Source organism: Pseudomonas sp. B10, from assembly GCF_900156235.1.
Lineage (GTDB): Bacteria > Pseudomonadota > Gammaproteobacteria > Pseudomonadales > Pseudomonadaceae > Aquipseudomonas > Aquipseudomonas siliginis.
Genome location: NZ_LT707063.1, coordinates 5,261,106 through 5,282,329 on the forward strand (window position 1 = coordinate 5,261,106; position 21,224 = coordinate 5,282,329).

Sequence of the window (21,224 nt, forward strand, 5' to 3'; positions counted from 1 at the left end):
AGAAAGGCATGACCCTCTGCCAGCTCGCGATGATGAGCGGCAACCGTGATGGAAACAGTATGAACTGGACCTGGTTTCACAAGCTCGGCTCGCCCAAGTGGTTCTACGGCATCAGCGGCAAGTTCCTGCCGTGGTTGAGCATTGCAGCGTTGCTGCTGATCGGCGTTGGCGTGATCTGGGGCCTGGCGTTCGCGCCACCGGATTACCAGCAAGGCAACAGCTTTCGCATCATCTATATCCACGTGCCCGCCGCGATGCTCGCCCAGTCGATCTACGTGATGCTCGCGGTGTGCGGCGTGGTCGGGCTGGTGTGGAAAATGAAGCTGGCCGACGTTGCCCTGCAATGCGCCGCACCGATAGGTGCGTGGATGACCGCTGTGGCGCTGGTTACCGGGGCCATCTGGGGCAAGCCGACCTGGGGCTCGTGGTGGGTGTGGGATGCGCGCCTGACCTCAATGCTGATTCTGCTGTTTCTGTATTTCGGCGTGATCGCGCTGGGCAATGCCATCAGCAACCGCGACAGCGCCGCCAAGGCCTGCGCGGTGCTGGCAATTGTTGGTGTGATCAACATTCCGATCATCAAATATTCGGTGGAGTGGTGGAACACCCTGCACCAGGGCGCGACGTTCACCCTCACGGAAAAACCGGCGATGCCCGCGGAAATGTGGCTGCCGCTGCTGCTGACGGTGCTGGGTTTCTACTGCTTCTTCGGCGCCGTGCTGTTGCTGCGCATGCGTCTGGAAGTACTCAAGCGCGAAGCCCGCGCCAGTTGGGTGAAGACCGAAGTGCAGCAGAGTCTGGAGGCGGCGCGATGAGTTTTGCTTCATTCGGCGATTTTCTCGCCATGGGCCATCACGGCCTGTATGTCTGGTCGGCCTACGGCATCTGCCTGGCGGTGCTGGCCCTCAACGTGGTGGCGCCGATTGCGGCGCGCAAGCGTTATCTGCAACAAGAGGCGCGTCGTCTGCGCCGGGAGAACGGCAAGTGAATGCGCTGCGCAAAAAACGTCTGATCATCATTCTGGCGATTCTGGTCGGAGTGGGCGCTGCTGTCGGCCTGGCCCTGAGCGCGTTGCAGGAAAACATCAATCTGTTTTACACACCGACGCAGATCGCCAACGGCGAAGCGCCGCAGGACACGCGCATCCGCGCCGGCGGCATGGTCGAGGCCGGTTCGCTGCAACGCTCCAAGGATTCGCTGGACGTCAAATTCGTCGTCACCGACTTCAACAAATCCGTGACCATCGCCTATCGCGGCATCCTCCCGGATCTGTTCCGCGAAGGGCAGGGCATTGTCGCCCTCGGCAAGCTCAACGCTGATGGCGTGGTGGTCGCCGATGAAGTGCTGGCCAAGCACGACGAGAAGTACATGCCGCCGGAAGTGACCAAAGCGCTGAAGGACAGCGGTCAATCCGCGCCGACGCCTGTGAAGGAGGGTTGATCGATGGCCGCCGCACTGTTTATTCCTGAGCTGGGCCATCTGGCGATGATCCTCGCGCTGTGTTTTGCACTCGTCCAAGCGCTGGTGCCGATGCTCGGCGCGTGGCGCGGCGACCGCTTGTGGATGAGCCTGGCGCAACCGGCGGCGTGGGGCCAGTTTGCCTTTCTGCTGTTTGCCTTTGGCTGCCTGACCTATGCGTTCATGACCGACGATTTCTCGGTCGGCTACGTGGCGATGAACTCCAACAGCGCGCTGCCGTGGTACTACAAATTCAGCGCGGTGTGGGGCGCCCACGAAGGTTCCCTGCTGCTGTGGGCGTTGATCCTCGGCGGCTGGACCTTCGCCGTTTCGGTGTTCTCCCGGCAGTTGCCGCAAGTCATGCTCGCCCGCGTCCTGGCGGTGATGGGCATGATCAGCACCGGTTTCCTGCTGTTTCTGATTCTTACCTCGAACCCATTTTCGCGGATCCTGCCGCAGATTCCCGCCGACGGTCGCGACCTCAACCCGTTGCTGCAAGACATCGGCCTGATCGTGCATCCGCCGATGCTGTACATGGGCTATGTCGGTTTCTCCGTGGCCTTCGCATTTGCCATCGCCGCGCTGCTCGGCGGGCGTCTCGATGCGGCGTGGGCGCGCTGGTCGCGGCCGTGGACCATCGTCGCCTGGGCGTTTCTCGGCATCGGCATCACCCTCGGGTCGTGGTGGGCGTATTACGAACTCGGCTGGGGCGGCTGGTGGTTCTGGGACCCGGTGGAAAACGCCTCGTTCATGCCGTGGCTGGTCGGCACCGCGTTGATTCACTCGCTGGCGGTCACCGAAAAGCGTGGCGTGTTCAAGAGCTGGACGGTGTTGCTGGCGATCGCCGCGTTCTCGTTGAGCCTGCTCGGCACCTTCCTCGTACGTTCGGGCGTGCTGACTTCGGTGCATGCCTTCGCTTCGGATCCCGAGCGCGGCGTGTTCATTCTGATTTTCCTGCTGTTCGTGGTGGGCGGTTCGTTGACGCTGTTTGCGCTGCGTGCGCCGGTGGTGAAAAGCCAGGTCGGTTTCAATTTGTGGTCACGTGAAACCTTGCTGCTGGGCAACAACCTGGTGCTGGTCGTCGCTGCATCGATGATCCTCCTTGGGACCTTGTATCCGCTGATTCTTGATGCCATCAGCGGCGCCAAGCTGTCGGTCGGCCCGCCGTACTTCAATGCGCTGTTCATCCCGTTGATGGCGTTGCTGATGCTGGTCATGGCGATCGGCGTGATCGTGCGCTGGAAGGACACGCCAGTGAAATGGCTGGCAAGCATGCTCACTCCGGTGCTGCTCGGCAGCGTCGCACTGGCCGTGGTGGCCGGCGTGGCTTATGGCGATTTCAACTGGGCAGTGATCGCGACGTTCCTGCTGGCGGCGTGGGTGTTGCTTGCCGGTGTGCGCGATCTGTTCGACAAGACCCGCCACAAAGGCCTGATCAAAGGTTTGCCGACGCTGACCCGCAGCTATTGGGGCATGCAGATCGCTCACCTGGGCATCGCCGTGTGCGCGCTGGGCGTGGTGTTGTCGAGCCAGAACAGTGCCGAGCGCGACCTGCGTCTGGCGCCGGGCGAGTCGATGGACCTGGCGGGCTATCAGTTCGTCTTCGAAGGCGCCAAGCATTTCGAAGGGCCGAATTTCACCTCGGACAAAGGCACCATCCGCGTCATTCGTGACGGCAAGGAAATCAGCGTGCTGCACCCGGAAAAACGTCTGTACACCGTGCAGAACTCGGTGATGACCGAAGCCGGCATCGATGCCGGTTTCACCCGCGATCTCTACGTCGCCCTCGGCGAGCCGCTGGATAACGGCGCCTGGGCCGTGCGCGTACACGTCAAACCGTTCGTGCGCTGGATCTGGTTCGGCGGCTTGCTGACCGGATTGGGTGGTTTGCTGGCGGCGCTGGATCGGCGTTATCGGGTCAAGGTGAAAAGCAAAGTGCGCGAAGCGCTGGGCATGACGGGAGCGGCGGCATGAGGCGTTGGTTGATGTTGTTGCCGCTGGCGATATTTCTGCTGGTGGCGGTGTTTCTTTATCGCGGGCTGTATCTGGATCCGGCGGAGCTGCCGTCGGCGATGATCGACAAGCCGTTCCCGGAGTTTTCCCTGCCGAGTGTGCAGGGTGACAAGACGCTGACCAAGGCCGACATCCTCGGCAAACCGGCGCTGGTCAATGTCTGGGGCACCTGGTGCATTTCTTGCCGCGTAGAGCATCCGGTGCTGAACAAACTCGCCGAGCGCGGCGTGGTGATCTACGGCATCAACTACAAGGACACCAACGCTGATGCCCTGAAGTGGCTGGCCGAGTTTCACAATCCGTATGCGCTGGATATTCGTGACGACGAGGGTTCGCTGGGCTTGAATCTTGGTGTCTACGGCGCGCCGGAAACTTTCTTTATCGACGCCAAAGGCATCATCCGCGACAAGTTCGTCGGGGTGATCGACGAGCAGGTCTGGCGCGAAAAACTCGCGGCCAAGTATCAGGCGCTGGTCGATGAGGCCAAGCCATGAAACGTTTTCTCGCAGCAGTGGTGTTGGGCTTGAGCCTGGCTGGTGTCGCCCATGCGGCCATCGACACCTACGAATTTGCCAAAGAGGGCGACCGCGAGCGTTTCCGCGAGCTGACCAAGGAACTGCGCTGCCCCAAATGCCAGAACCAAGACATTGCCGACTCCAACGCGCCGATCGCCGCCGACCTGCGCAAGGAGATTTTCCGCATGCTCGGCGAGGGCAAGGACAATCAGCAGATCATCGACTTCATGGTCGATCGCTACGGTGATTTCGTCCGCTACAAACCGGCGCTCAATGCCAAGACCGCGCTGCTGTGGTTCGGCCCGGCCGGGCTGCTGCTCGGTGGTTTCGTGGTGATCGCGCTGATCGTGCGCAGGCGTCGCGGGCAACGCGCCGAAACGCCGTCATCGCTGTCTGCCGAAGAACGTCAGCGTCTCGACCAACTGTTGGATAAAAACCAAGAATGATTGATTTCTGGCTCGCCGCAGGGCTGTTGCTTCTGGTCGCCCTGAGTTTTCTGCTGATCCCGGTGCTGCGCGAACGCCGTGCTCAGCGGGAAGAAGATCGCACCGCGTTGAACGTCGCGCTGTACCAGGAACGGGTGGCCGAGCTGCAAGCGCAGCAGGCCGAGGGCGTGCTCGACGCCGTGCAACTGGACAGCGGCCGCGCGGAAGCTGCGCGTGAACTGCTCGCCGACACCGAAGGCGCGGCCGCGCCGCGTGTCTCCCGTCTGGGTAAACCGTTGCCGCTGCTGGCCGCCGTGCTGGTACCGGTGCTGGGCCTCGGTCTGTACCTGCATTTCGGCGCCGCCGACAAGGTCGAACTGACCCGCGAATTCGCTCAGGCACCGCAGTCGATGGAAGAGATGACCCAGCGTCTGGAACGTGCGGTGGCCGCACAACCGGATTCCGCTGAAGGTCTGTATTTCCTCGGCCGTACCTACATGGCTCAGGACCGCCCGGCAGACGCGGCGAAGATGTTCGAGCGCGCCGCCAACCTCTCCGGTCGCCAGCCGGAGCTGCTCGGCCAGTGGGCGCAGGCGCAGTATTTTGCTGACGGTAAAAAGTGGTCGGAGCAGATTCAGAAACTGACCGACGAAGCGCTGAAGGCCGATCCGAAAGAAGTTACCAGCCTTGGCCTGCTCGGCATCGCCGCGTTCGAAGGTGAGCGTTATCAGGAGGCCATCGACTACTGGAATCGCCTGCTCGCGCAACTGCCGCCGGATGACAACTCTCGCGCTGCGCTGCAAGGCGGCATCGAGCGTGCCGCCGAACGGCTGAAGGCAAGCGGTGGCCAGATTGCTCAGGCGCCGGCGCCGAAAGGTGCATTGCTGACAGTCAGCGTGGACCTGGCCAGCGAACTCAAAGGCAAGGTGCAACCGGGCGACAGCGTGTTCATCTTCGCCCGCGCCACTTCTGGCCCACCGGCGCCGCTGGCGGCCAAACGCCTGACCGTGGCTGACCTGCCGGTGACCGTCGAACTGGGCGATGCCGACGCAATGATGCCGCAGTTGAAACTGTCCAACTTCCCTGAAGTCCAACTGGTTGCGCGCATCTCACGAGCCGGTCAACCGACCTCCGGTGAGTGGATCGGTCGCAGCGGCCCAGTGGCCAGCAACACCACCGCGCCACAAAAACTGACTATCGACAGCCCGGACAAATAACCGGACCCAACAGGAAAGCACCGCCATGCACACCATCGCCCGCATCACAGTCCTCACACTGGCCCTGGGCTTGAGTGCATGTGCGGTACAACGCCCGGAACCGACCACCAGCCTGCCGCCGATCCCGCCGTCTCAGCCAAGTCCAACCCCGTCGACCTCGCCAAGCCCCGGCAAGAGCATCCCGGCCAAACCCGCCAAGCCCGTGCCCCGCACCTCGGCCAGCTTCGCCCCGCCACCGGGCGGCAACAGCCACTGGGACCAGAAGCTCGGCGTCTACGTGCTCGACGACCAGACCAACACCTTCTACCGCCAGCGCACCTACTACCGCTGGAACAACGGCTGGAGCCGCTCGGTCAGCCCCAACGGCCCGTGGGAAGACACCAACATCCACGGCGTCCCGCCGGGGTTGGGCAAGAAGTTCGGGCAGTAAGAGAAACGGCGATCTTGGGATCGCCGTTTTTTTTGCGTCTGATTTTCAGAGAATCGCACGATAGTTACCTAACGCCTTCACCGACTCGACCAATCCTTGCCGTTGGAGAAAGCCAAGATATTTGTCCACCTCCACATTGGGCGTTTTCAATTGCCGTCGCTGGCTTTGAGCCGCAGCGACGACGGCAGCCGAATCAAGATGGAAAAGGTTTTCCACAAACTCATCCGGGTGCTGAGCTTCAATGCCGTATGGCGCGAGGTGACGGGTGGGGAAATCTTTCAGGTTGAACGTCACTATTACATCGGCACCGCATCGGATTGCGGCCGCTAGAACATGGCGATCGTTCTCATCAGGCAGTGTCAGGCCTGACACCAAGTCTTCATAGCCATCGATACACGCGTCTGGAATGGCCAGGTCCATCAATTGCGATGTGCGATCGAGTTGTTCGAGGGTCAGGTCGGACCTGTTCTTCAATAAGTTACGCTTCCATTCGTGGTGTATTTCCTGAGTCCAGCGAGCCCGATACAGCCCTGACAACGCGAGCCACATCAGGAAATCTCTTAAAGGGGCCGGATATAAAACGCATGCATCGTATACAGCAGTGAAAGAGGAATGCCTCACTCGTATCCTGTCCTTAGCGCCTGTGCCTGCTCCGCGAGAAGCGTCATTGCCTGCTCGCTGGCGGTGTCTCGTCGGGTTTTATATTCCATCAGATCGGCAAAACGCACACGTCGGTGCTTGCCTGTTTTATGGTAGGAAATCTCACCGCTCTCCAGCAGTTTGATCATGTGCGGACGTGAGACGTTGAGCAGATCGGCAGCTTCCTGCGTGGTCAGTTCCGCGTGGATCGGCACAACCTTCACAGCGTTGCCCTGCGCCAGCGCCGCGAGGATATCGCTCAGCAAGCGCAACGCCGATGTTGGCAGCTCGACGCTGTGGGCTTCGTTCTGTTCATCAAAAATCTGGATTCGCTGAGTTTCAAAAGCGGTTGTGAGGAAGGCGCTCAGGGCGCGCTGGCCTGCAATCGCGGCTTTGACCTCTCGTTCGACAGGCAGGTTGATGGCAGATGGAGTAGCGGTGGTCATAAGACTGATCCAGCATTGTAAGGAAGATCCGCGGACGTTATTCGAATCAAACGAAATTCGCAATAAACGAAACTGGTGCAGGAATACTTTGTAAAACTACCAACCATCACCCCGTCCCATTCTGCGCTTGAGTAAAGATAACTCTAGAGTTACTTTTAATGGGCCAGGCCAAGGAGGCGGTTGGTGCAGAGCAGGCTATTGATGAAGGAGCTGGAGGAGGCGGGCTGGACGTTGGATCGGGTTGCGGGCAGTCATCACATCTTCACTCATCGTTACAACCCGAACACGATTGCCGTCCCGCATCCGAAAAAGGATTTACCGCTGGGGACAGTCAAAAGCATTCGGCGGCGCGCGGGGTTATTCAGCCCGCCAACCCGTCATGAAGGAGATCCGTAATGCAATATCCCATCTGCATAGAGTGGGGTGACGAGAACACTGCCATCGGTATTCAGATCCCCGATATTCCCGGCGCAGTCACGGCCGGGGACAGCTTTGAGGAGGCCTACAACGCGGCCGTGGAAGTGGCTCACCTCATGCTGCAGGAGATCGCGGCGGCCGGTCAGGCGATTCCGATGCCGACCTCGGCAGCGGCGCATCGCAATCATCCGGATTTTGCCGAGATGGGCTGGGGCATGCTGGAGCTGGATATCTCGCCGTACCTGGGCAAGACCGAAAAGGTCAACGTTACGCTGCCCGGCTATGTGATTCAGCGTATTGATCGCTATGTACGCGAGCATAACGTCAAAAGCCGCTCTTCGTTTCTGGCGGATGCGGCGATGGAGAAACTGGTTCGGTATTGAAGGTACGTCCAATTGTGGGAGCGAGCCTGCTCGCGAAGCTTTTGAAGCCTTAAGCCGTGGCCAATGAAGCGCGTCGTGAAGTGCTCAAAAACCGCAACAACGCCAGCAACGGAAAGACGCTGCCGACAATCACGATCCACAACCAGCCGCCATGCTCGTACACCGCACTGGCCACCGAGGAGCCGAAGGCGCCGCCGATGAAGATGCTGGTCATGTACAGCGCGTTCAAACGGCCACGACTTTTCGCGTCCAGCGAGTACACCGCGCGTTGGCCGAGGACCATGTTCATCTGCACGCAGAAGTCCAGCACCACGCCGGTCACGGCCAGGCCGATGACGCTGTAGGCGGGGTGAATGAAGGCGGGGAGAAAGCTCAGGCTGGCGAACAGCATGGCCAGCAGCGAGGCGATGCGTGTGTGACCGGCATCAGCGAGGCGGCCGCTGATTGGCGCGGCGATGGCACCGATGGCGCCCACCAGAGCGAAGATCGCGATCTCGCTTTGCGACAGGCCATGGTTGCGTGCCAGCTCCAGCGGCACGGCGGTCCAGAACAGGCTGAACGTGGCAAACATGCAGCCCTGGTAAAACGCCCGCTGACGCAGCACCGGTTGCTGGCGCAGCAGTGTCCATAGCGAACCGATCAACTGGCCATAAGTAGCGCTGTGATCCGGCTGGCGCTTGGGTACGGTCAGTGCCAGCACCACGCTGATTGCCGCCATCAATGCTGCGGCGATCATGAACATGGCGCGCCAGCCGAGGTGATCGGCGACCACGCTCGACACCGGTCGCGCCAACAGAATGCCCAGCAGCAAACCGCCCATGATCCCGCCCACCACGCGACCACGGGACTCTTCCGGCGCCAGATGCGCGGCCAGCGGAATCAGGATCTGCACCGACACCGAGCTGAAACCGACCAGCAGCGAGATCAGCAGAAATATGTTCGGCTGTTCAGTGAACGCGGCGCCAAGCAGACTGGCGATCGCCACGACCGTGGTGATGATCATCAGCCGACGGTTCTCCAGCAGATCCCCCAGCGGCACCAGAAAGAACAGGCCCAACGCATAGCCGATCTGCGTCAGCGAGACGATGAAACTGGCCATGGTGTCGGAGAGGCCGATGTCCGGCGCGATCAGGCCAATAATCGGTTGTGCATAGTAGATGTTGGCAACAATGGCGCCGCAGCAGAACGCGAACAGCAGGACCATGCCTCGGGTCATTGCGTGAGGAGTGGTGGTCATAGGGGATCTCGGGTCGGGCACAGGAAAGCGCTGAGGCTAATGGACAACGTGGACTGGCAGAAGACGTTTTCGGATGATAACTGTTATTACGCCGTGTAATGACCGGTATTGCCGCGCAACAAAAAGGCGACCCGGTGGGTCGCCTTTTGATTTTTTCAGATCAAGACTTACTGCCCGCTATAAATCTGATCGAACACGCCACCATCATTGAAGTGGGTTTTCTGCACCGTGCGCCAGTCACCAAAGGTCTTCTCCACCGAAAGGAAGTCGACTTTCGGGAAACGGTCGGTGTACTTCGCCAGCACCGCCGGGTCACGCGGACGCAGGTAGTTGGCCGCCGCAATTTCCTGACCTTCCGGCGACCACAGGTACTTCAGATACTCATCAGCCGCGGCGCGCGAGCCTTTCTTGTCGACCACTTTGTCGACCACCGAAACCGGTGGCTCGGCTTCCGCTGAGACCGTCGGGTAGATGACTTCGAACTGATCGCGACCGAACTCGCGGGCGATCATTTCCGCTTCGTTTTCGAAGGTCACCAGTACGTCGCCGATCTGGTTGGTCATGAACGTGGTGGTGGCGGCGCGGCCACCGGTGTCGAGCACCGGCGCCTGCTTGAACAGCTTGCCGACGAAATCCTTGGCCTTGTTCTCGTCACCACCGTTTTTCAGTACATACCCCCACGCCGACAGGTAGGTGTAGCGGCCGTTACCCGAAGTTTTCGGGTTGGGCACGATGACCTGAACGCCATCCTTGAGCAGGTCAGGCCAGTCTTTCAAAGCTTTCGGGTTGCCCTTGCGAACGATGAATACCGTCGCCGAGGTGAACGGTGCGCTGTTGTTCGGCAGGCGCGTGACCCAGTTGTCCGGGACCAGTTTGCCGTTGTCGGCGAGGGCATTGATGTCGGTGGCCATGTTCATGGTGATGACGTCAGCCGGCAGGCCGTCGATCACCGAACGCGCCTGCTTGCTCGAGCCGCCGAAGGACATCTGCACGGTGATGTTTTCGTTGTGCTCGGCTTGCCAGTGCTTCTGGAACGCAGTGTTGTAGTCCTTGTAGAAATCGCGCATCACGTCGTAGGAAACGTTAAGCAGCGTCGGTGCTGCCTGGGCGATGTTGGCCAAGGCCAGACCGGCGGCGAGAAGTGAGGCGCCAAAGAGTTTTTTCACTGCGCATTCCTTGTTCTGTGGGGGTGTTGTGTAAAAAGTGAGGCCATTTGCCAGCGACTATAGCGGGCCTCGCATAGTCGCTTAAAGATTAAAAAGCTCTGTGCTTATTCCACTTTCTTGAACAGCTGACTGCCGCAGCGCGAACAGAACGCTGCGCTCTGCTCGTGGGTCTTTTTCTGACAGCCCGGGCAGTCATGTTGCAGCTGTTCACCGCGCATGGCGTTGGCCAGCTCAGCAGTGAAAATCCCTGTGGGCACGGCGATGATCGAATAACCGGTGATCATCACCAGCGAGGAAATCACCTGGCCCAGCGGCGTCTTCGGCACGATGTCGCCGAAGCCCACAGTGGTCAAGGTCACGATCGCCCAATAGATGCCCTTGGGAATACTGGTGAAGCCATGCTCCGGGCCTTCGATCACGTACATCAGCGTGCCGAACACTGTCACCAGCGTGCACACGCTGACCAGAAACACGACGATTTTCTGCTTGCTGCCACGCAGCGCCGACATCAGATAGTTGGCTTGCTTGAGGTACGGGCTGAGCTTGAGCACGCGGAAAATCCGCAGCATCCGAATGATGCGGATGATCAGCAGATACTGCGCATCGCTGTAATACAGGGCGAGGATGCCCGGCACGATCGCCAGCAGATCCACCAAGCCATAAAAGCTGAAGGCATAGCGCAGCGGCTTGGGTGAGCAGTACAGACGCAGGATGTATTCGCCGAGGAAAATCGCCGTGAAGCCCCACTCGATATAGGCCAGAACGTCGGCGTAATTACGGTGAATGCTGTCGATACTGTCGAGCATCACGATCACCAGGCTGGCGAGGATGATCACCAGCAGGATGCCGTCGAAGCGACGCCCGGCCGGGGTGTCGCTCTGGAAAATCATGACGTAGAGCCGTTCGCGCCAATTGTTGCTGCTGTCCATGGATAACGCCTGAATCGAAGATCAGCGCAGCCTAGGGTGATTCTCCTCGTGAGCGCAAGACTCATGCGCGAGCGACGCTTTGCCAAGCATTTGAATGCCGGCACGAATCAACCAGCAGGCGAGGATGAACGGCGCGGTCAGCGTCGCCAACCCAAGGGCGGCAAACAGCGGCGTCACCAGCAGCGCCAAGACAATGGCGAGCAGCGGCAGCCACGGATTTTGTCGCTGAGCGCTGAAGGCGAGGGCGGCGAGTACGGCGTTATAGCCACCGAGCCCGAGCAGTGCGGCGGACGTTTCGTGGTGCAGTAGACTCGAGCCGAGGCCGATCGCCGACGCCAGCAGCGCCCAGCAGAACGCGCGGCGATCAGCAATCAGCAAACCGCTGGCAATCAACGCCCCGGCCAAAGGATGGTCGAGAAACATCACCTGGCCGAATCCGCGCAGTTCAGCGGCCAGCAGATTTGTCGTGTTCAGGTCGACCGATGCCGCCGGCGCGGACGGCTCGGCGAACATCAGCAGCACCCAGCTGAGCGCCACGAACGGCGAGGTATACGCCGGTATGGCGCGACTGCGGTACACGTGTTTGAGCCATTGCTGCGTGAGCATCGCGCTCAAGCCGCCTGCTGCAAGAATCAACGGCGGCAGCAGTGGCGACCATGGGAAATACAGGCTCAGCAGCAGGCCGAGCAGCACGCCGTTGTAGCTGAACAACCCGGCCTGGCGATCGGCCTTGGCGTAGTTGCGCCGTTGCGCGGTGAGCAGACCGGCGACGCCACCAAGCAGCGCGCCGGCGAACAGCACCGGCGCGGTCAGCAGAATCGCCAACAGACCCAGCAGGCCGCACAGCGGGTGGCGCTGAAAGAAAATCTGACTGAAACCGTTGAGCAAAGCCTCGGCCCAGTCGGGGCAGTGGGTGTTGAAATGATTGGCAGGCATGTTGAGAAAATCTGGGCAGTTGGAACATCAAAAGGTCTTGCAAGTCCCTGTGGCGAGGGGATTTATCCCCGTTCGGGCTGCGCAGCAGTCGTCGCTTTTGAGGGTGTGACGGTTTCCACAGAGAAACCGCATTCTCCGATGGGGGGCCGCTTCGCAGCCCAACGGGGATAAATCCCCTCGCCACAAGGTTATGCACCCACTTTTAGGGTGGGTTAAATCAACGTCTCAATGCGCAGCGAATTGGTCGACCCCGGCTGCCCGAACGGCACGCCAGCGGTGATCAGCAGCGTGTCGCCACGCTCGGCCATGCCTTGCGCCTGAGCAATCTCCAACGCGGTCGAGCAGACTTCGTCGACCTGACGCAGGCGATCGTTGACTACCGAATGAATGCCCCACGCCACGCTCAAGCGCCGCGCGGTTTGCAGGTTCGGCGTCAGATTGAGGATCGGTGCTTTCGGCCGTTCCCGCGATGCGCGCAACGTCGAGGCGCCGGACTCGCTGTAATTGACCAGCACCGCCACCGGCAGCACGTTACTGATCCGGCGGATCGCACAGCTGATCGCATCGGAAACCGTCGCCTCGGCTTTCGGTCGGCTGACGTCGAGCTGGGTCTGATAGTCCGGGCCGTTTTCAACCTGACGGATGATCTTGCTCATCATCTGCACGGCTTCCAGCGGGTACTCACCGGACGCGGTCTCCGCCGAGAGCATCACCGCATCGGCGCCTTCGGCCACGGCATTGGCGACGTCAGTCACCTCGGCACGGGTTGGGGCAGGGGAGAAACGCATCGACTCGAGCATCTGCGTCGCCACCACCACCGGTTTGCCCAGCGCACGGCAGGTGGTGATGATGTTTTTCTGAATCTGCGGCACGCTTTCCGCCGGCACTTCAACGCCAAGATCACCGCGAGCGACCATGATCGCGTCGCTCAGCTCAGCAATCTCACGCAATTGCTCGACCGCCGAAGGCTTCTCGATTTTCGCCATCAGAAACGCCTTGTCGCCGATCAATGCGCGGGCTTCGACAATGTCCTGCGGGCGCTGTACGAACGACAGCGCGACCCAGTCCACACCCAGTTCCAGACCGAAGCTCAGATCGCGGCGATCCTTGGCGGTCAGCGGGCTGAGGTCGAGCACCGCTTGCGGCACATTCACGCCTTTGCGATCGGACAGTTCGCCGCCGTTGAGCACGCTGGTGTCGATTGCATCGGCGTATTTGGTGACCACGCGCAGGCGCAGCTTGCCGTCGTCGAGCAGCAGATCCATACCGGCTTCCAGCGCAGCAATGATCTCCGGATGCGGCAGGTTGACCCGGCGCTCATCGCCCGCTGTCGTATCGAGATCGAGGCGGAACGCCTGACCGCGATGCAACTGCACCTTGCCGTCAGCGAACTTGCCCACACGCAGTTTCGGCCCCTGCAGATCCATGAGAATGCCCAGCGGGTAGTTGAGCTGACGCTCGACTTCGCGGATCCACTGATAGCGCTTGGCGTGGTCGGCGTGATCGCCGTGGCTGAAGTTCAGGCGGAAGATATTGACCCCGGCCTCGACCAGCTCGCGGATGTCGTCGATACCATCGACGGCGGGGCCGAGGGTGGCGAGGATTTTGACCTTTTTATCAGGCGTCATGATTTGCAGTTCTCAAGGATCAGAATGGCGCGGAAGTCGTTGACGTTAGTGCGGGTCGGCTCGGTGACGATCAGCGCGTCGAGCGCCTGGAAGTAGCCGTAGCCGTTGTTGTTATCCAGCTCGTCGCTGGCGCTCAGACCCAGTGCGGCGGCGCGGGCGTAGCTGTCCGGGGTCATGATTGCGCCGGCGTTGTCTTCCGAGCCGTCGATGCCATCGGTGTCGCCGGCCAGCGCATAGACGCCGGGCTGGCCCTTGAGGCTGTCGGTCAGGCTGAGGAGGAATTCGGCATTGCGCCCGCCACGGCCATTGCCGCGCACGGTTACCGTGGTTTCACCGCCGGAGAGAATCACGCAGGGCGCCGCCAGTGGCTGGCCGTGGTTGATGATCTGTCGGGCGATGCCGGCGTGGACTTTCGCCACTTCGCGGGATTCGCCTTCGAGGTCGCCGAGAATCAAGGTGCTGAAACCGGCCTGACGGCACTTCACCGCCGCCGCGTCCAGCGACTGCTGCGGGCGGGCGATCAACTGGAAATGACTGCGCGCCAGACTCGGATCGCCGGGTTTGACCGTTTCCGACTCCGGACTTTGCAGCCAGGTGCGCACGGAGGCGGGAATGTCGATGCCGTAGCGTTTGATGATCGTCAGTGCTTCGGCCGAAGTGCTCGGGTCGGCCACGGTCGGGCCGGAGGCAATGACGGTGGCGAGGTCGCCCGGCACATCGGAGATCGCGTAGGTGTAAACCGTCGCTGGCCAGCAGGCCTTGCCGAGGCGGCCGCCCTTGATCGCCGAGAGGTGCTTGCGCACGCAATTCATCTCGCCGATGGTTGCGCCGGATTTGAGCAGGGCTTTGTTGATCGCCTGTTTGTCGGCGAGGGTGATGCCTTCGGCCGGCAGGGCGAGCAGGGCAGAGCCGCCGCCGGAGAGCAGGAAGATCACGCGGTCGTCTTCAGTCAGGTTGCTGACCAGTTCCAGCACACGTTTGGCCACGGCCAGACCGGCGGCGTCCGGCACCGGGTGCGCGGCTTCGACCACTTCGATTTTTTCGCACGGGGCGCCGTGACCGTAGCGGGTCACCACCAGGCCGGTGACTTCACCCTCCCAGCAGCGCTCGACCACTTGCGCCATGGCAGCAGCGGCTTTGCCGGCGCCGATGACGATCACCCGACCGGTGCGATCGGCAGGCAAATGGGCTTCGAGGACTTGGTTCGGATGAGCCGCGTCGATGGCTGTGGCAAACAGCTCGCGCAGCAGTTGTTGCGGATCGACCGACATGGCGGGCTCCCGGAATTCTTGTTATTGGGACAGAGCGACAACGGAGCAGCGACGCGGTCCTTGTGGGAGCTGGCTTGCCAGCGATTCAGGCGCTGCAGTCTTTCAGGCAGACCGAGTCGATGTCATCGCGGGCAAGCCCGCTCCCACAGGGAGCGAGCCAGAGGTGCAGATTATTTTTTGTCGCGAATCGAGAAATTGGCCATGTGCTCAAGGCCCTTGATCAGCGCCGAGTGGTCCCAGTTGCTGCCACCGATGGCCGCGCAGGTGCTGAATACCTGCTGGGCATTGGCGGTGTTCGGCAGGTTGATGTTCAGCTCCTTGGCGCCTTGCAGGGCCAGGTTCAGGTCCTTCTGGTGCAGGCTGATGCGGAAGCCCGGGTCGAAGGTGCCTTTGATCATGCGCTCGCCATGCACTTCGAGAATCTTCGAAGAAGCGAAACCGCCCATCAGCGCTTCACGCACCTTGGCCGGATCGGCACCGTTTTTCGAGGCGAACAGCAGGGCTTCGGCAACGGCCTGGATGTTCAGCGCAACGATGATCTGGTTCGCGACTTTGGCGGTCTGGCCGTCGCCATTGCCACCAACCAGGGTGATGTTCTTGCCCATGGCCTGGAACAGCGGCAGGGCGCGTTCGAAGGCATCGGCGTCGCCACCGACCATGATGCTCAGGGTCGCGGCCTTGGCGCCGACTTCACCGCCGGACACTGGCGCGTCGAGGTACTGCGCACCTTTCTCGTTGATCTTGGCGGCGAAGGCTTTGGTCGCGGTCGGCGAAATCGAGCTCATGTCGATGACCACTTTGCCTTTGCCGATACCGGCGGCAAGACCGTCGGCGCGGAACAGCACGTCATCGACCTGCGGGGTATCCGGAACCATGACGATGATGAATTCGGCTTCCTGCGCCACTTCACGCGGGTTGGCCAGGGCGACGGCGCCAGCGGCGACCAGATCGGCCGGGGCCGCGTCGTGGTGTTGCGACAGGAACAGGCTGTGACCGGCTTTCTGCAGGTTCGCCGCCATTGGGTGGCCCATGATGCCGGTGCCGATGAATCCGATTTTAGCCATGAGAAAATCCTCTTGTTTTTGTCGTGCTCAAGCAAATAGGGGAGCTGCTTTTCATGTGGGAGCGAGCCTGCTCGCGAATGCGGTGGAACATTCAATATCCGTGTTGACTGAACCACCGCATTCGCGAGCAGGCTCGCTCCCACAGGGGATTTGCTGTGTTTCTTAGATTGCGTTGTGTGATTTCAACCAACCCAGGCCCGCTTCGGTGGTGGTCAGCGGTTTGTATTCGCAACCAACCCACCCCTGATAACCGATGCGATCAAGGTGTTCGAACAGGAAGCGGTAGTTGATCTCACCGGTGCCCGGCTCGTTGCGCCCCGGGTTGTCCGCGAGTTGCACGTGGTTGATCTCGCCCAGGTGCGATTGCAGGGTGCGGGCCAGATCGCCTTCCATGATTTGCATGTGATAGATGTCGTATTGCAGGAACAGATTGGCGCTGCCGACCTGCTCGCGAATCGACAGGGCCTGCGCCGTGTTGTTCAGGTAGAAGCCGGGAATGTCGCGGGTGTTGATCGCTTCCATCACCAGTTTGATGCCCACCGCTTGCAGCTTGTCGGCGGCATATTTGAGGTTGGCGACGAAGGTCTTTTCCACTGTGGCATCGTCAACGCCTTGCGGGCGGATACCGGCCAGGCAGTTGACCTGAGTGTTGCCCAGCACTTGCGCGTAGGCGATCGCCAGATCGACCCCGGCGCGGAATTCTTCGACCCGATCCGGCAGGCAAGCGATGCCACGCTCGCCCTTGGCCCAGTCACCGGCCGGCAGGTTGAACAGCACTTGGGTCAGCCCGTTGGCCTCGAGTTTTGCCTTGATTTCAGCCGAGCTGAAGTCGTACGGGAACAGGTATTCCACGCCACTGAAACCGGCCTTGGCGGCGGCTTCGAAACGGGCAAGGAAATCCTGTTCGGTGAACAGCATGGACAGGTTGGCTGCGAAACGCGGCATGGTGGTCTCCCGTAAATCTTGTGAGGATCCCCTGGGGGAGCGAGCTGTGGCGAGGGGATTTATCCCCGTTCGGCTGCGAAGCAGTCGTAAACCATTGTATGCGGTGTACCTGATACGCCGCGGTTTCAGGTTTTGAGGCCGCTTCGCGCCCTAACGGGGATGAATCCCCTCACCACACAGGCTCGCTCCCGCAGGGAGAGCGGTCAGCAGTTAATCAAGCAGCGAAATCGCCGTCGGCGCGTCATTGCCGACCAGTGCCAGGTCTTCGAACTCGTTGACCGCGTTGATCTCGGTACCCATGGAGATGTTGGTCACACGCTCCAGAATGATCTCGACGATCACCGGCACCTTGAACTCTTCGATCATCTGTTCGGCCTTGCGCAGGGCAGGGGCGATTTCCGACGGTTCGAACACACGCAGCGCCTTGCAGCCGAGGCCTTCGGCGACTGCGATGTGGTCAACCCCGTAACCGTTGAGTTCCGGCGCATTGAGGTTATCGAAGGACAGCTGCACGCAGTAGTCCATTTCGAACCCGCGCTGGGCCTGACGGATCAGGCCCAGGTACGAGTTGTTCACCACGACGTGGATGTACGGCAGTTTGAACTGAGCGCCGACCGCCAGTTCTTCGATCATGAACTGGAAATCATAGTCCCCCGACAGGGCCACGACTTTGCGGTTCGGATCGGCCTTCACCACGCCCAGCGCCGCCGGAATGGTCCAGCCCAACGGGCCGGCCTGACCACAGTTGATCCAGTGACGCGGTTTGTAGACGTGCAGGAACTGCGCGCCGGCAATCTGCGACAGACCAATGGTGCTGACGTAGCAGGTGTCCTTGCCGAACACCTGGTTCATTTCTTCATAAACGCGCTGCGGTTTGACCGGCACGTTGTCGAAGTGGGTCTTGCGATGCAGGCTGGCCTTGCGCTGCTGGCAATCCTGCAGCCAGGCGCTGCGGTTCTTCAGCTTGCCGGCGGCTTGCCATTCACGGGCCACTTCGATGAACACGGTCAGCGCTGCGGCGGCGTCGGAAACGATGCCCAGATCCGGGGTGAACACACGACCGATCTGCGTGCCTTCGATGTCGACGTGAATGAACTTGCGACCTTCGGTGTACACGTCAACCGAACCGGTGTGGCGGTTGGCCCAACGGTTACCAATGCCCAGCACCACGTCGGATTTGAGCATCGTCGCGTTGCCGTAACGGTGCGAAGTCTGCAGACCGACCATGCCGACCATCAGCGGGTGATCGTCAGGGATGGTGCCCCAGCCCATCAGGGTAGGGATGACCGGAATGCCGGTCAGCTCGGCGAACTCGACCAGCAGGTCGCTGGCGTCGGCGTTGATGATGCCGCCGCCGGCCACCAGCAGTGGGCGCTCAGCCTGATCCAGCAAAGCCAAAGCTTTTTCAACCTGAACGCGGGTTGCGGTCGGTTTGGCCAATGGCAGCGGTTGGTAAGCGTCGATGTCGAATTCGATCTCGGCCATCTGCACGTCGAACGGCAGGTCGATCAGTACAGGGCCTGGACGGCCGGAGCGCATTTCATAAAAGGCTTTCTGGAACGCGTAAGGCACCTGGCCCGGCTCCAGAACCGTGGTTGCCCACTTGGTCACTGGCTTGACGATGCTGGTGATGTCGACAGCCTGGAAATCTTCCTTGTGCATCCGGGCGCGGGGTGCTTGACCGGTGATGCAGAGGATTGGAATCGAGTCGGCCGAGGCGCTGTAGAGCCCGGTGACCATGTCGGTACCGGCCGGGCCGGACGTGCCGATGCACACGCCGATGTTGCCGGCCTTGGTGCGGGTGTAGCCCTCGGCCATGTGCGAGGCGCCTTCAACGTGGCGAGCAAGGACGTGATCGATGCCACCGACCTTCTGCAAGGCGGAGTACAGCGGGTTGATCGCTGCGCCCGGGATGCCAAAAGCGGTATCAACCCCTTCACGGCGCATCACCAGAACGGCGGCTTCGATTGCTCTCATTTTGCTCATGGTTTTGTGCCTCTTTACGTTTTGTAATTGTATACAAGTGGCTTTGCGCAGAGTGTATTCACGGCGGACGGCGCAGGTCAATCCATTTTCTCAAGCGCCTGTTTCATTCGTCGGAAGCCCGCTGTGCTGTGGCTTTTCGTCGCATGTGGCGCTTTTCGAGAATTATTGTATACAAAAAAATAAGTCATTGTGTTCTATTTGTGTCATCGGACTGCGGCACAAACGCGCAGTCCCACGACTTTCCCTATAACAAAATGAGGACGGCACCATGAGCGCTTTAACCTTGAAAGTCGCAGTCAACCTGGTCAGCGAAGCCATCAACGCAGGACGCGGTATCAACGCCGCACCGCTGACCATCGCGGTACTCGATAACGGCGGCCACCTGATCGCCCTGCAACGCGAAGACGGCGCCAGCCTGCTGCGCCCGAACATCGCCATCGGCAAAGCCTGGGGCGCCATCGCCCTGGGTAAAGGCTCCCGCCTGCTCGCCCAGGACGCCCAACAACGCCCGGCGTTTTTTTCTTCGTTGAACAGCATGGGGCAGGGCAGCGTAGTGCCGGCACCGGGTGGGGTGTTGATTCGAAATCAGGCGGGTGAAGTGCTGGGCGCGATCGGGATCAGTGGGGATTTGTCGGATGTGGATGAGCAGGTGGCGATCAGAGCGGTGGAAGCGCTGGATTTGAGGGCGGATGGCGGGGTGGTGGCTTGAATTTGCGTTGAATGAGCAATCGCCATCGCGAGCGGGCTCGCTCCTACATTGGGTTTGGATGTGTACATAAAATGTTCAGTGTCCGGAAACCCCTGTGGGAGCGAGCTTGCTCGCGAAGGCGATTTAACAGACACATTTAGCCAACAGTCTGTCCGCCTCCTGTCTGTGCTTTGGATCTAATCTTTCCGGTCTTCTCATGAAAGGGGCAAAGGAATGCCAAAACTATCAGCCTCGTATCGCCTGCGCATTGGCCGTTACGACGAACCTAACCGCTTATATCTACTGACCGCCAACACACTTCATCGCGAACCTGTTTTCCGCGATTTTGCATTAGGTAAGTTAGTCGGTGACCAATTTCGAAACGCCGAGGAGCTGGGGTTTGCCGACTCGTTGGCATGGGTGGTTATGCCCGACCACTTTCACTGGTTGATCGATTTGAAGCAGGGTTCCTTGAGTGAACTGATGCAAAGGACAAAGTCCTTAAGCGCGCGTGCTGTGAACACAGCTGCGGGTAGAAAAGGCACCCTCTGGCAGCATGGGTTTCACGATCGCGCACTGCGGCGGGAGGATGATTTGGTGCAAATGGCTCGATATGTTGTGGCTAACCCGTTGCGGGCAGGTTTAGTGCAAAGGTTTAGCGATTATCCGCTGTGGCATGCGATTTGGGCTGATAGGCAGACCGAGTCGCTCCATTCGCGAGCAAGCTCGCTCCCACAGGTGATTTAAGAGCACCATAGGTCCCAATGTGGGAGCGAGCCTGCTCGCGAAGCGGTTCCCCCGATCTCACCGATCCGGCTCACACCCCTTCAACACCAACCGGATAATCGTCTGCGCCGCCGCTTCATAATCGGCTTCATCAAGTTTGTCCTTCCCGGTCACTGCGGAAATCTGCCAGTCGAAGTCGGCGTAGGTCTGGGTCGCGGCCCAGATGCTGAACATCAGGTGGTTGGGGTCGATCGGGGCAATCTGGCCGCGGTCGATCCAGCTCTGGATGCAGGCGATGTTGTGCTTGGCCTGGGCATTTAGCTGCTCGACCAGGTCGGCGCTCAGGTGCGGGGCGCCGTGCATGATTTCGCTGGCGAACACCTTGGAGGCGTAGGGCAGGTCGCGGGAGATGCGGATCTTCGAACGGATGTAGCCGCTCAGCACCTCGCTCGGCACGCCGTCCGGGTTGAACGGGGTCGAGGCCTGCAGAATCGGCTCGATGATGCTTTCCAGCACCTCGCGATAGAGGTTTTCCTTGGATTTGAAGTAGTAATAGACGTTGGGCTTGGGCAATCCCGCCTTGGCGGCGATGTCGCTGGTTTTGGTCGCCGCGAAGCCCTTGTCGGCAAACTCTTCGCTGGCGGCGCGCAGGATCAGTTCTTTGTTACGCTCGCGGATTGTGCTCATAAACCCGGTGGTTCCTTG

The 21,224-nt window shown here is 60.5% G+C and carries 24 protein-coding genes; 12 read left to right on the top strand and 12 right to left on the bottom strand.

Features of this window, described 5'->3' with window-relative positions; all coding sequences use genetic code 11:
- Window positions 1–59 precede the first annotated feature (59 nt).
- Genes ccmC through BXA01_RS23905 form a run of 8 tightly spaced genes read left to right on the top strand, consistent with a single transcriptional unit; the run spans window position 60 to window position 6,058 of the window.
- Complete coding sequence (gene ccmC, locus BXA01_RS23870) at window positions 60–815, top strand: heme ABC transporter permease (protein ID WP_076567807.1); 756 nt, start codon at window positions 60–62, stop codon at window positions 813–815.
- Complete coding sequence (gene ccmD / locus BXA01_RS23875) at window positions 812–988, top strand: heme exporter protein CcmD (RefSeq protein ID WP_016771045.1); 177 nt, start codon at window positions 812–814, stop codon at window positions 986–988. Before ccmC ends, ccmD begins: the two co-directional genes overlap by 4 nt.
- Window positions 985–1,440 carry a cytochrome c maturation protein CcmE gene (ccmE, locus tag BXA01_RS23880; protein WP_016771044.1) on the top strand — a complete coding sequence of 152 codons (456 nt, stop codon included), beginning with the start codon at window positions 985–987 and terminating at the stop codon, window positions 1,438–1,440. Before ccmD ends, ccmE begins: the two co-directional genes overlap by 4 nt.
- Before the next feature lie 3 nt (window positions 1,441–1,443).
- Window positions 1,444–3,432, top strand: coding sequence for a heme lyase CcmF/NrfE family subunit (locus BXA01_RS23885; RefSeq protein WP_041479622.1), 1,989 nt, complete (start codon window positions 1,444–1,446; stop codon window positions 3,430–3,432).
- Window positions 3,429–3,965: a DsbE family thiol:disulfide interchange protein gene (locus tag BXA01_RS23890; RefSeq protein ID WP_024012128.1), complete on the top strand. Its 537-nt coding sequence runs from the start codon at window positions 3,429–3,431 to the stop codon at window positions 3,963–3,965. The genes BXA01_RS23885 and BXA01_RS23890 overlap by 4 nt, the downstream gene beginning before the upstream one ends.
- Complete coding sequence (locus tag BXA01_RS23895; RefSeq protein WP_016771041.1) at window positions 3,962–4,432, top strand: cytochrome c-type biogenesis protein; 471 nt, start codon at window positions 3,962–3,964, stop codon at window positions 4,430–4,432. Before BXA01_RS23890 ends, BXA01_RS23895 begins: the two co-directional genes overlap by 4 nt.
- Window positions 4,429–5,628, top strand: a complete 1,200-nt coding sequence (gene ccmI / locus BXA01_RS23900) for a c-type cytochrome biogenesis protein CcmI (protein WP_076566631.1) — start codon at window positions 4,429–4,431, stop codon at window positions 5,626–5,628. The genes BXA01_RS23895 and ccmI overlap by 4 nt, the downstream gene beginning before the upstream one ends.
- A gap of 25 nt (window positions 5,629–5,653) precedes the next feature.
- Window positions 5,654–6,058 carry a hypothetical protein gene (locus BXA01_RS23905; RefSeq protein ID WP_016771039.1) on the top strand — a complete coding sequence of 135 codons (405 nt, stop codon included), beginning with the start codon at window positions 5,654–5,656 and terminating at the stop codon, window positions 6,056–6,058.
- Window positions 6,059–6,103: 45 nt separating this feature from the next.
- Here BXA01_RS23905 and BXA01_RS23910 read toward each other — a convergent pair whose 3' ends face one another.
- Both BXA01_RS23910 and BXA01_RS23915 read right to left on the bottom strand, forming a co-directional pair.
- Window positions 6,104–6,679: a PIN domain-containing protein gene (locus BXA01_RS23910; RefSeq protein ID WP_076566634.1), complete on the bottom strand. Its 576-nt coding sequence runs from the start codon at window positions 6,677–6,679 to the stop codon at window positions 6,104–6,106.
- Window positions 6,676–7,143, bottom strand: a complete 468-nt coding sequence (locus BXA01_RS23915; RefSeq protein WP_076566637.1) for a helix-turn-helix domain-containing protein — start codon at window positions 7,141–7,143, stop codon at window positions 6,676–6,678. The genes BXA01_RS23910 and BXA01_RS23915 overlap by 4 nt, the downstream gene beginning before the upstream one ends.
- Window positions 7,144–7,326: 183 nt before the next feature.
- On the opposite strand from BXA01_RS23915, the gene BXA01_RS23920 reads away from it, so the two are divergent.
- On the top strand, window positions 7,327–7,539 hold the full coding sequence (locus BXA01_RS23920; RefSeq protein WP_076566640.1) for a type II toxin-antitoxin system HicA family toxin: 213 nt from the start codon (window positions 7,327–7,329) through the stop codon (window positions 7,537–7,539).
- A complete protein-coding gene (locus BXA01_RS23925) occupies window positions 7,539–7,943 on the top strand; it encodes a type II toxin-antitoxin system HicB family antitoxin (RefSeq protein WP_016771035.1) in 405 nt (134 codons plus the stop codon). Before BXA01_RS23920 ends, BXA01_RS23925 begins: the two co-directional genes overlap by 1 nt.
- Before the next feature lie 49 nt (window positions 7,944–7,992).
- Here BXA01_RS23925 and BXA01_RS23930 read toward each other — a convergent pair whose 3' ends face one another.
- The 9 genes from BXA01_RS23930 to gcl all read right to left on the bottom strand — a co-directional run bounded on the left by BXA01_RS23930 (window position 7,993) and on the right by gcl (window position 19,105).
- Window positions 7,993–9,180, bottom strand: coding sequence for an MFS transporter (locus tag BXA01_RS23930; protein ID WP_076566643.1), 1,188 nt, complete (start codon window positions 9,178–9,180; stop codon window positions 7,993–7,995).
- A gap of 167 nt (window positions 9,181–9,347) precedes the next feature.
- On the bottom strand, window positions 9,348–10,346 hold the full coding sequence (locus BXA01_RS23935) for a sulfate ABC transporter substrate-binding protein (RefSeq protein WP_056783861.1): 999 nt from the start codon (window positions 10,344–10,346) through the stop codon (window positions 9,348–9,350).
- 104 nt (window positions 10,347–10,450) lie between these two features.
- Window positions 10,451–11,275, bottom strand: a complete 825-nt coding sequence (locus tag BXA01_RS23940; RefSeq protein WP_016771032.1) for an ion transporter — start codon at window positions 11,273–11,275, stop codon at window positions 10,451–10,453.
- A 21-nt stretch (window positions 11,276–11,296) separates the two neighbouring features.
- On the bottom strand, window positions 11,297–12,211 hold the full coding sequence (locus tag BXA01_RS23945) for an urea transporter (protein WP_076566646.1): 915 nt from the start codon (window positions 12,209–12,211) through the stop codon (window positions 11,297–11,299).
- 212 nt (window positions 12,212–12,423) lie between these two features.
- Complete coding sequence (pyk, locus tag BXA01_RS23950; protein ID WP_076566648.1) at window positions 12,424–13,839, bottom strand: pyruvate kinase; 1,416 nt, start codon at window positions 13,837–13,839, stop codon at window positions 12,424–12,426.
- The gene (locus BXA01_RS23955; protein ID WP_076566650.1) at window positions 13,836–15,110 is read right to left on the bottom strand and encodes a glycerate kinase type-2 family protein; all 1,275 of its coding nucleotides are present in this window, start codon (window positions 15,108–15,110) and stop codon (window positions 13,836–13,838) included. Before BXA01_RS23955 ends, pyk begins: the two co-directional genes overlap by 4 nt.
- A 170-nt stretch (window positions 15,111–15,280) precedes the next feature.
- Window positions 15,281–16,174 carry a 2-hydroxy-3-oxopropionate reductase gene (locus BXA01_RS23960; RefSeq protein WP_076566652.1) on the bottom strand — a complete coding sequence of 298 codons (894 nt, stop codon included), beginning with the start codon at window positions 16,172–16,174 and terminating at the stop codon, window positions 15,281–15,283.
- A 162-nt stretch (window positions 16,175–16,336) separates the two neighbouring features.
- A complete protein-coding gene (gene hyi, locus BXA01_RS23965) occupies window positions 16,337–17,119 on the bottom strand; it encodes a hydroxypyruvate isomerase (RefSeq protein ID WP_076566654.1) in 783 nt (260 codons plus the stop codon).
- Window positions 17,120–17,329: 210 nt separating this feature from the next.
- Window positions 17,330–19,105: a glyoxylate carboligase gene (gene gcl, locus BXA01_RS23970; RefSeq protein ID WP_042607573.1), complete on the bottom strand. Its 1,776-nt coding sequence runs from the start codon at window positions 19,103–19,105 to the stop codon at window positions 17,330–17,332.
- A gap of 268 nt (window positions 19,106–19,373) precedes the next feature.
- On the opposite strand from gcl, the gene BXA01_RS23975 reads away from it, so the two are divergent.
- A complete protein-coding gene (locus BXA01_RS23975) occupies window positions 19,374–19,814 on the top strand; it encodes a GlcG/HbpS family heme-binding protein (RefSeq protein ID WP_076566656.1) in 441 nt (146 codons plus the stop codon).
- Window positions 19,815–20,027: 213 nt separating this feature from the next.
- The gene (locus BXA01_RS23980; RefSeq protein WP_076566659.1) at window positions 20,028–20,540 is read left to right on the top strand and encodes an REP-associated tyrosine transposase; all 513 of its coding nucleotides are present in this window, start codon (window positions 20,028–20,030) and stop codon (window positions 20,538–20,540) included.
- 57 nt (window positions 20,541–20,597) lie between these two features.
- Here BXA01_RS23980 and BXA01_RS23985 read toward each other — a convergent pair whose 3' ends face one another.
- Entirely contained in the window at window positions 20,598–21,206 is a 609-nt protein-coding gene (locus BXA01_RS23985; protein WP_041479604.1) for a TetR/AcrR family transcriptional regulator, read from the bottom strand.
- Between the last annotated feature and the right edge of the window lie 18 nt (window positions 21,207–21,224).

What these genes read in the sequence shown, in the direction of transcription:
- ccmC (WP_076567807.1), top strand. Translation starts at nt 60, where the DNA reads ATGAACTGGACCTGGTTTCACAAGCTCGGCTCGCCCAAGTGGTTCTAC.
- ccmD (WP_016771045.1), top strand. Translation starts at nt 812, where the DNA reads ATGAGTTTTGCTTCATTCGGCGATTTTCTCGCCATGGGCCATCACGGC.
- BXA01_RS23885 (WP_041479622.1), top strand. Translation starts at nt 1,444, where the DNA reads ATGGCCGCCGCACTGTTTATTCCTGAGCTGGGCCATCTGGCGATGATC.
- BXA01_RS23890 (WP_024012128.1), top strand. Translation starts at nt 3,429, where the DNA reads ATGAGGCGTTGGTTGATGTTGTTGCCGCTGGCGATATTTCTGCTGGTG.
- BXA01_RS23895 (WP_016771041.1), top strand. Translation starts at nt 3,962, where the DNA reads ATGAAACGTTTTCTCGCAGCAGTGGTGTTGGGCTTGAGCCTGGCTGGT.
- ccmI (WP_076566631.1), top strand. Translation starts at nt 4,429, where the DNA reads ATGATTGATTTCTGGCTCGCCGCAGGGCTGTTGCTTCTGGTCGCCCTG.
- BXA01_RS23905 (WP_016771039.1), top strand. Translation starts at nt 5,654, where the DNA reads ATGCACACCATCGCCCGCATCACAGTCCTCACACTGGCCCTGGGCTTG.
- BXA01_RS23915 (WP_076566637.1), bottom strand. Translation starts at nt 7,143, where the DNA reads ATGACCACCGCTACTCCATCTGCCATCAACCTGCCTGTCGAACGAGAG.
- BXA01_RS23925 (WP_016771035.1), top strand. Translation starts at nt 7,539, where the DNA reads ATGCAATATCCCATCTGCATAGAGTGGGGTGACGAGAACACTGCCATC.
- BXA01_RS23930 (WP_076566643.1), bottom strand. Translation starts at nt 9,180, where the DNA reads ATGACCACCACTCCTCACGCAATGACCCGAGGCATGGTCCTGCTGTTC.
- BXA01_RS23940 (WP_016771032.1), bottom strand. Translation starts at nt 11,275, where the DNA reads ATGGACAGCAGCAACAATTGGCGCGAACGGCTCTACGTCATGATTTTC.
- BXA01_RS23945 (WP_076566646.1), bottom strand. Translation starts at nt 12,211, where the DNA reads ATGCCTGCCAATCATTTCAACACCCACTGCCCCGACTGGGCCGAGGCT.
- pyk (WP_076566648.1), bottom strand. Translation starts at nt 13,839, where the DNA reads ATGACGCCTGATAAAAAGGTCAAAATCCTCGCCACCCTCGGCCCCGCC.
- BXA01_RS23955 (WP_076566650.1), bottom strand. Translation starts at nt 15,110, where the DNA reads ATGTCGGTCGATCCGCAACAACTGCTGCGCGAGCTGTTTGCCACAGCC.
- BXA01_RS23960 (WP_076566652.1), bottom strand. Translation starts at nt 16,174, where the DNA reads ATGGCTAAAATCGGATTCATCGGCACCGGCATCATGGGCCACCCAATG.
- hyi (WP_076566654.1), bottom strand. Translation starts at nt 17,119, where the DNA reads ATGCCGCGTTTCGCAGCCAACCTGTCCATGCTGTTCACCGAACAGGAT.
- gcl (WP_042607573.1), bottom strand. Translation starts at nt 19,105, where the DNA reads ATGAGCAAAATGAGAGCAATCGAAGCCGCCGTTCTGGTGATGCGCCGT.
- BXA01_RS23975 (WP_076566656.1), top strand. Translation starts at nt 19,374, where the DNA reads ATGAGCGCTTTAACCTTGAAAGTCGCAGTCAACCTGGTCAGCGAAGCC.
- BXA01_RS23980 (WP_076566659.1), top strand. Translation starts at nt 20,028, where the DNA reads ATGCCAAAACTATCAGCCTCGTATCGCCTGCGCATTGGCCGTTACGAC.
- BXA01_RS23985 (WP_041479604.1), bottom strand. Translation starts at nt 21,206, where the DNA reads ATGAGCACAATCCGCGAGCGTAACAAAGAACTGATCCTGCGCGCCGCC.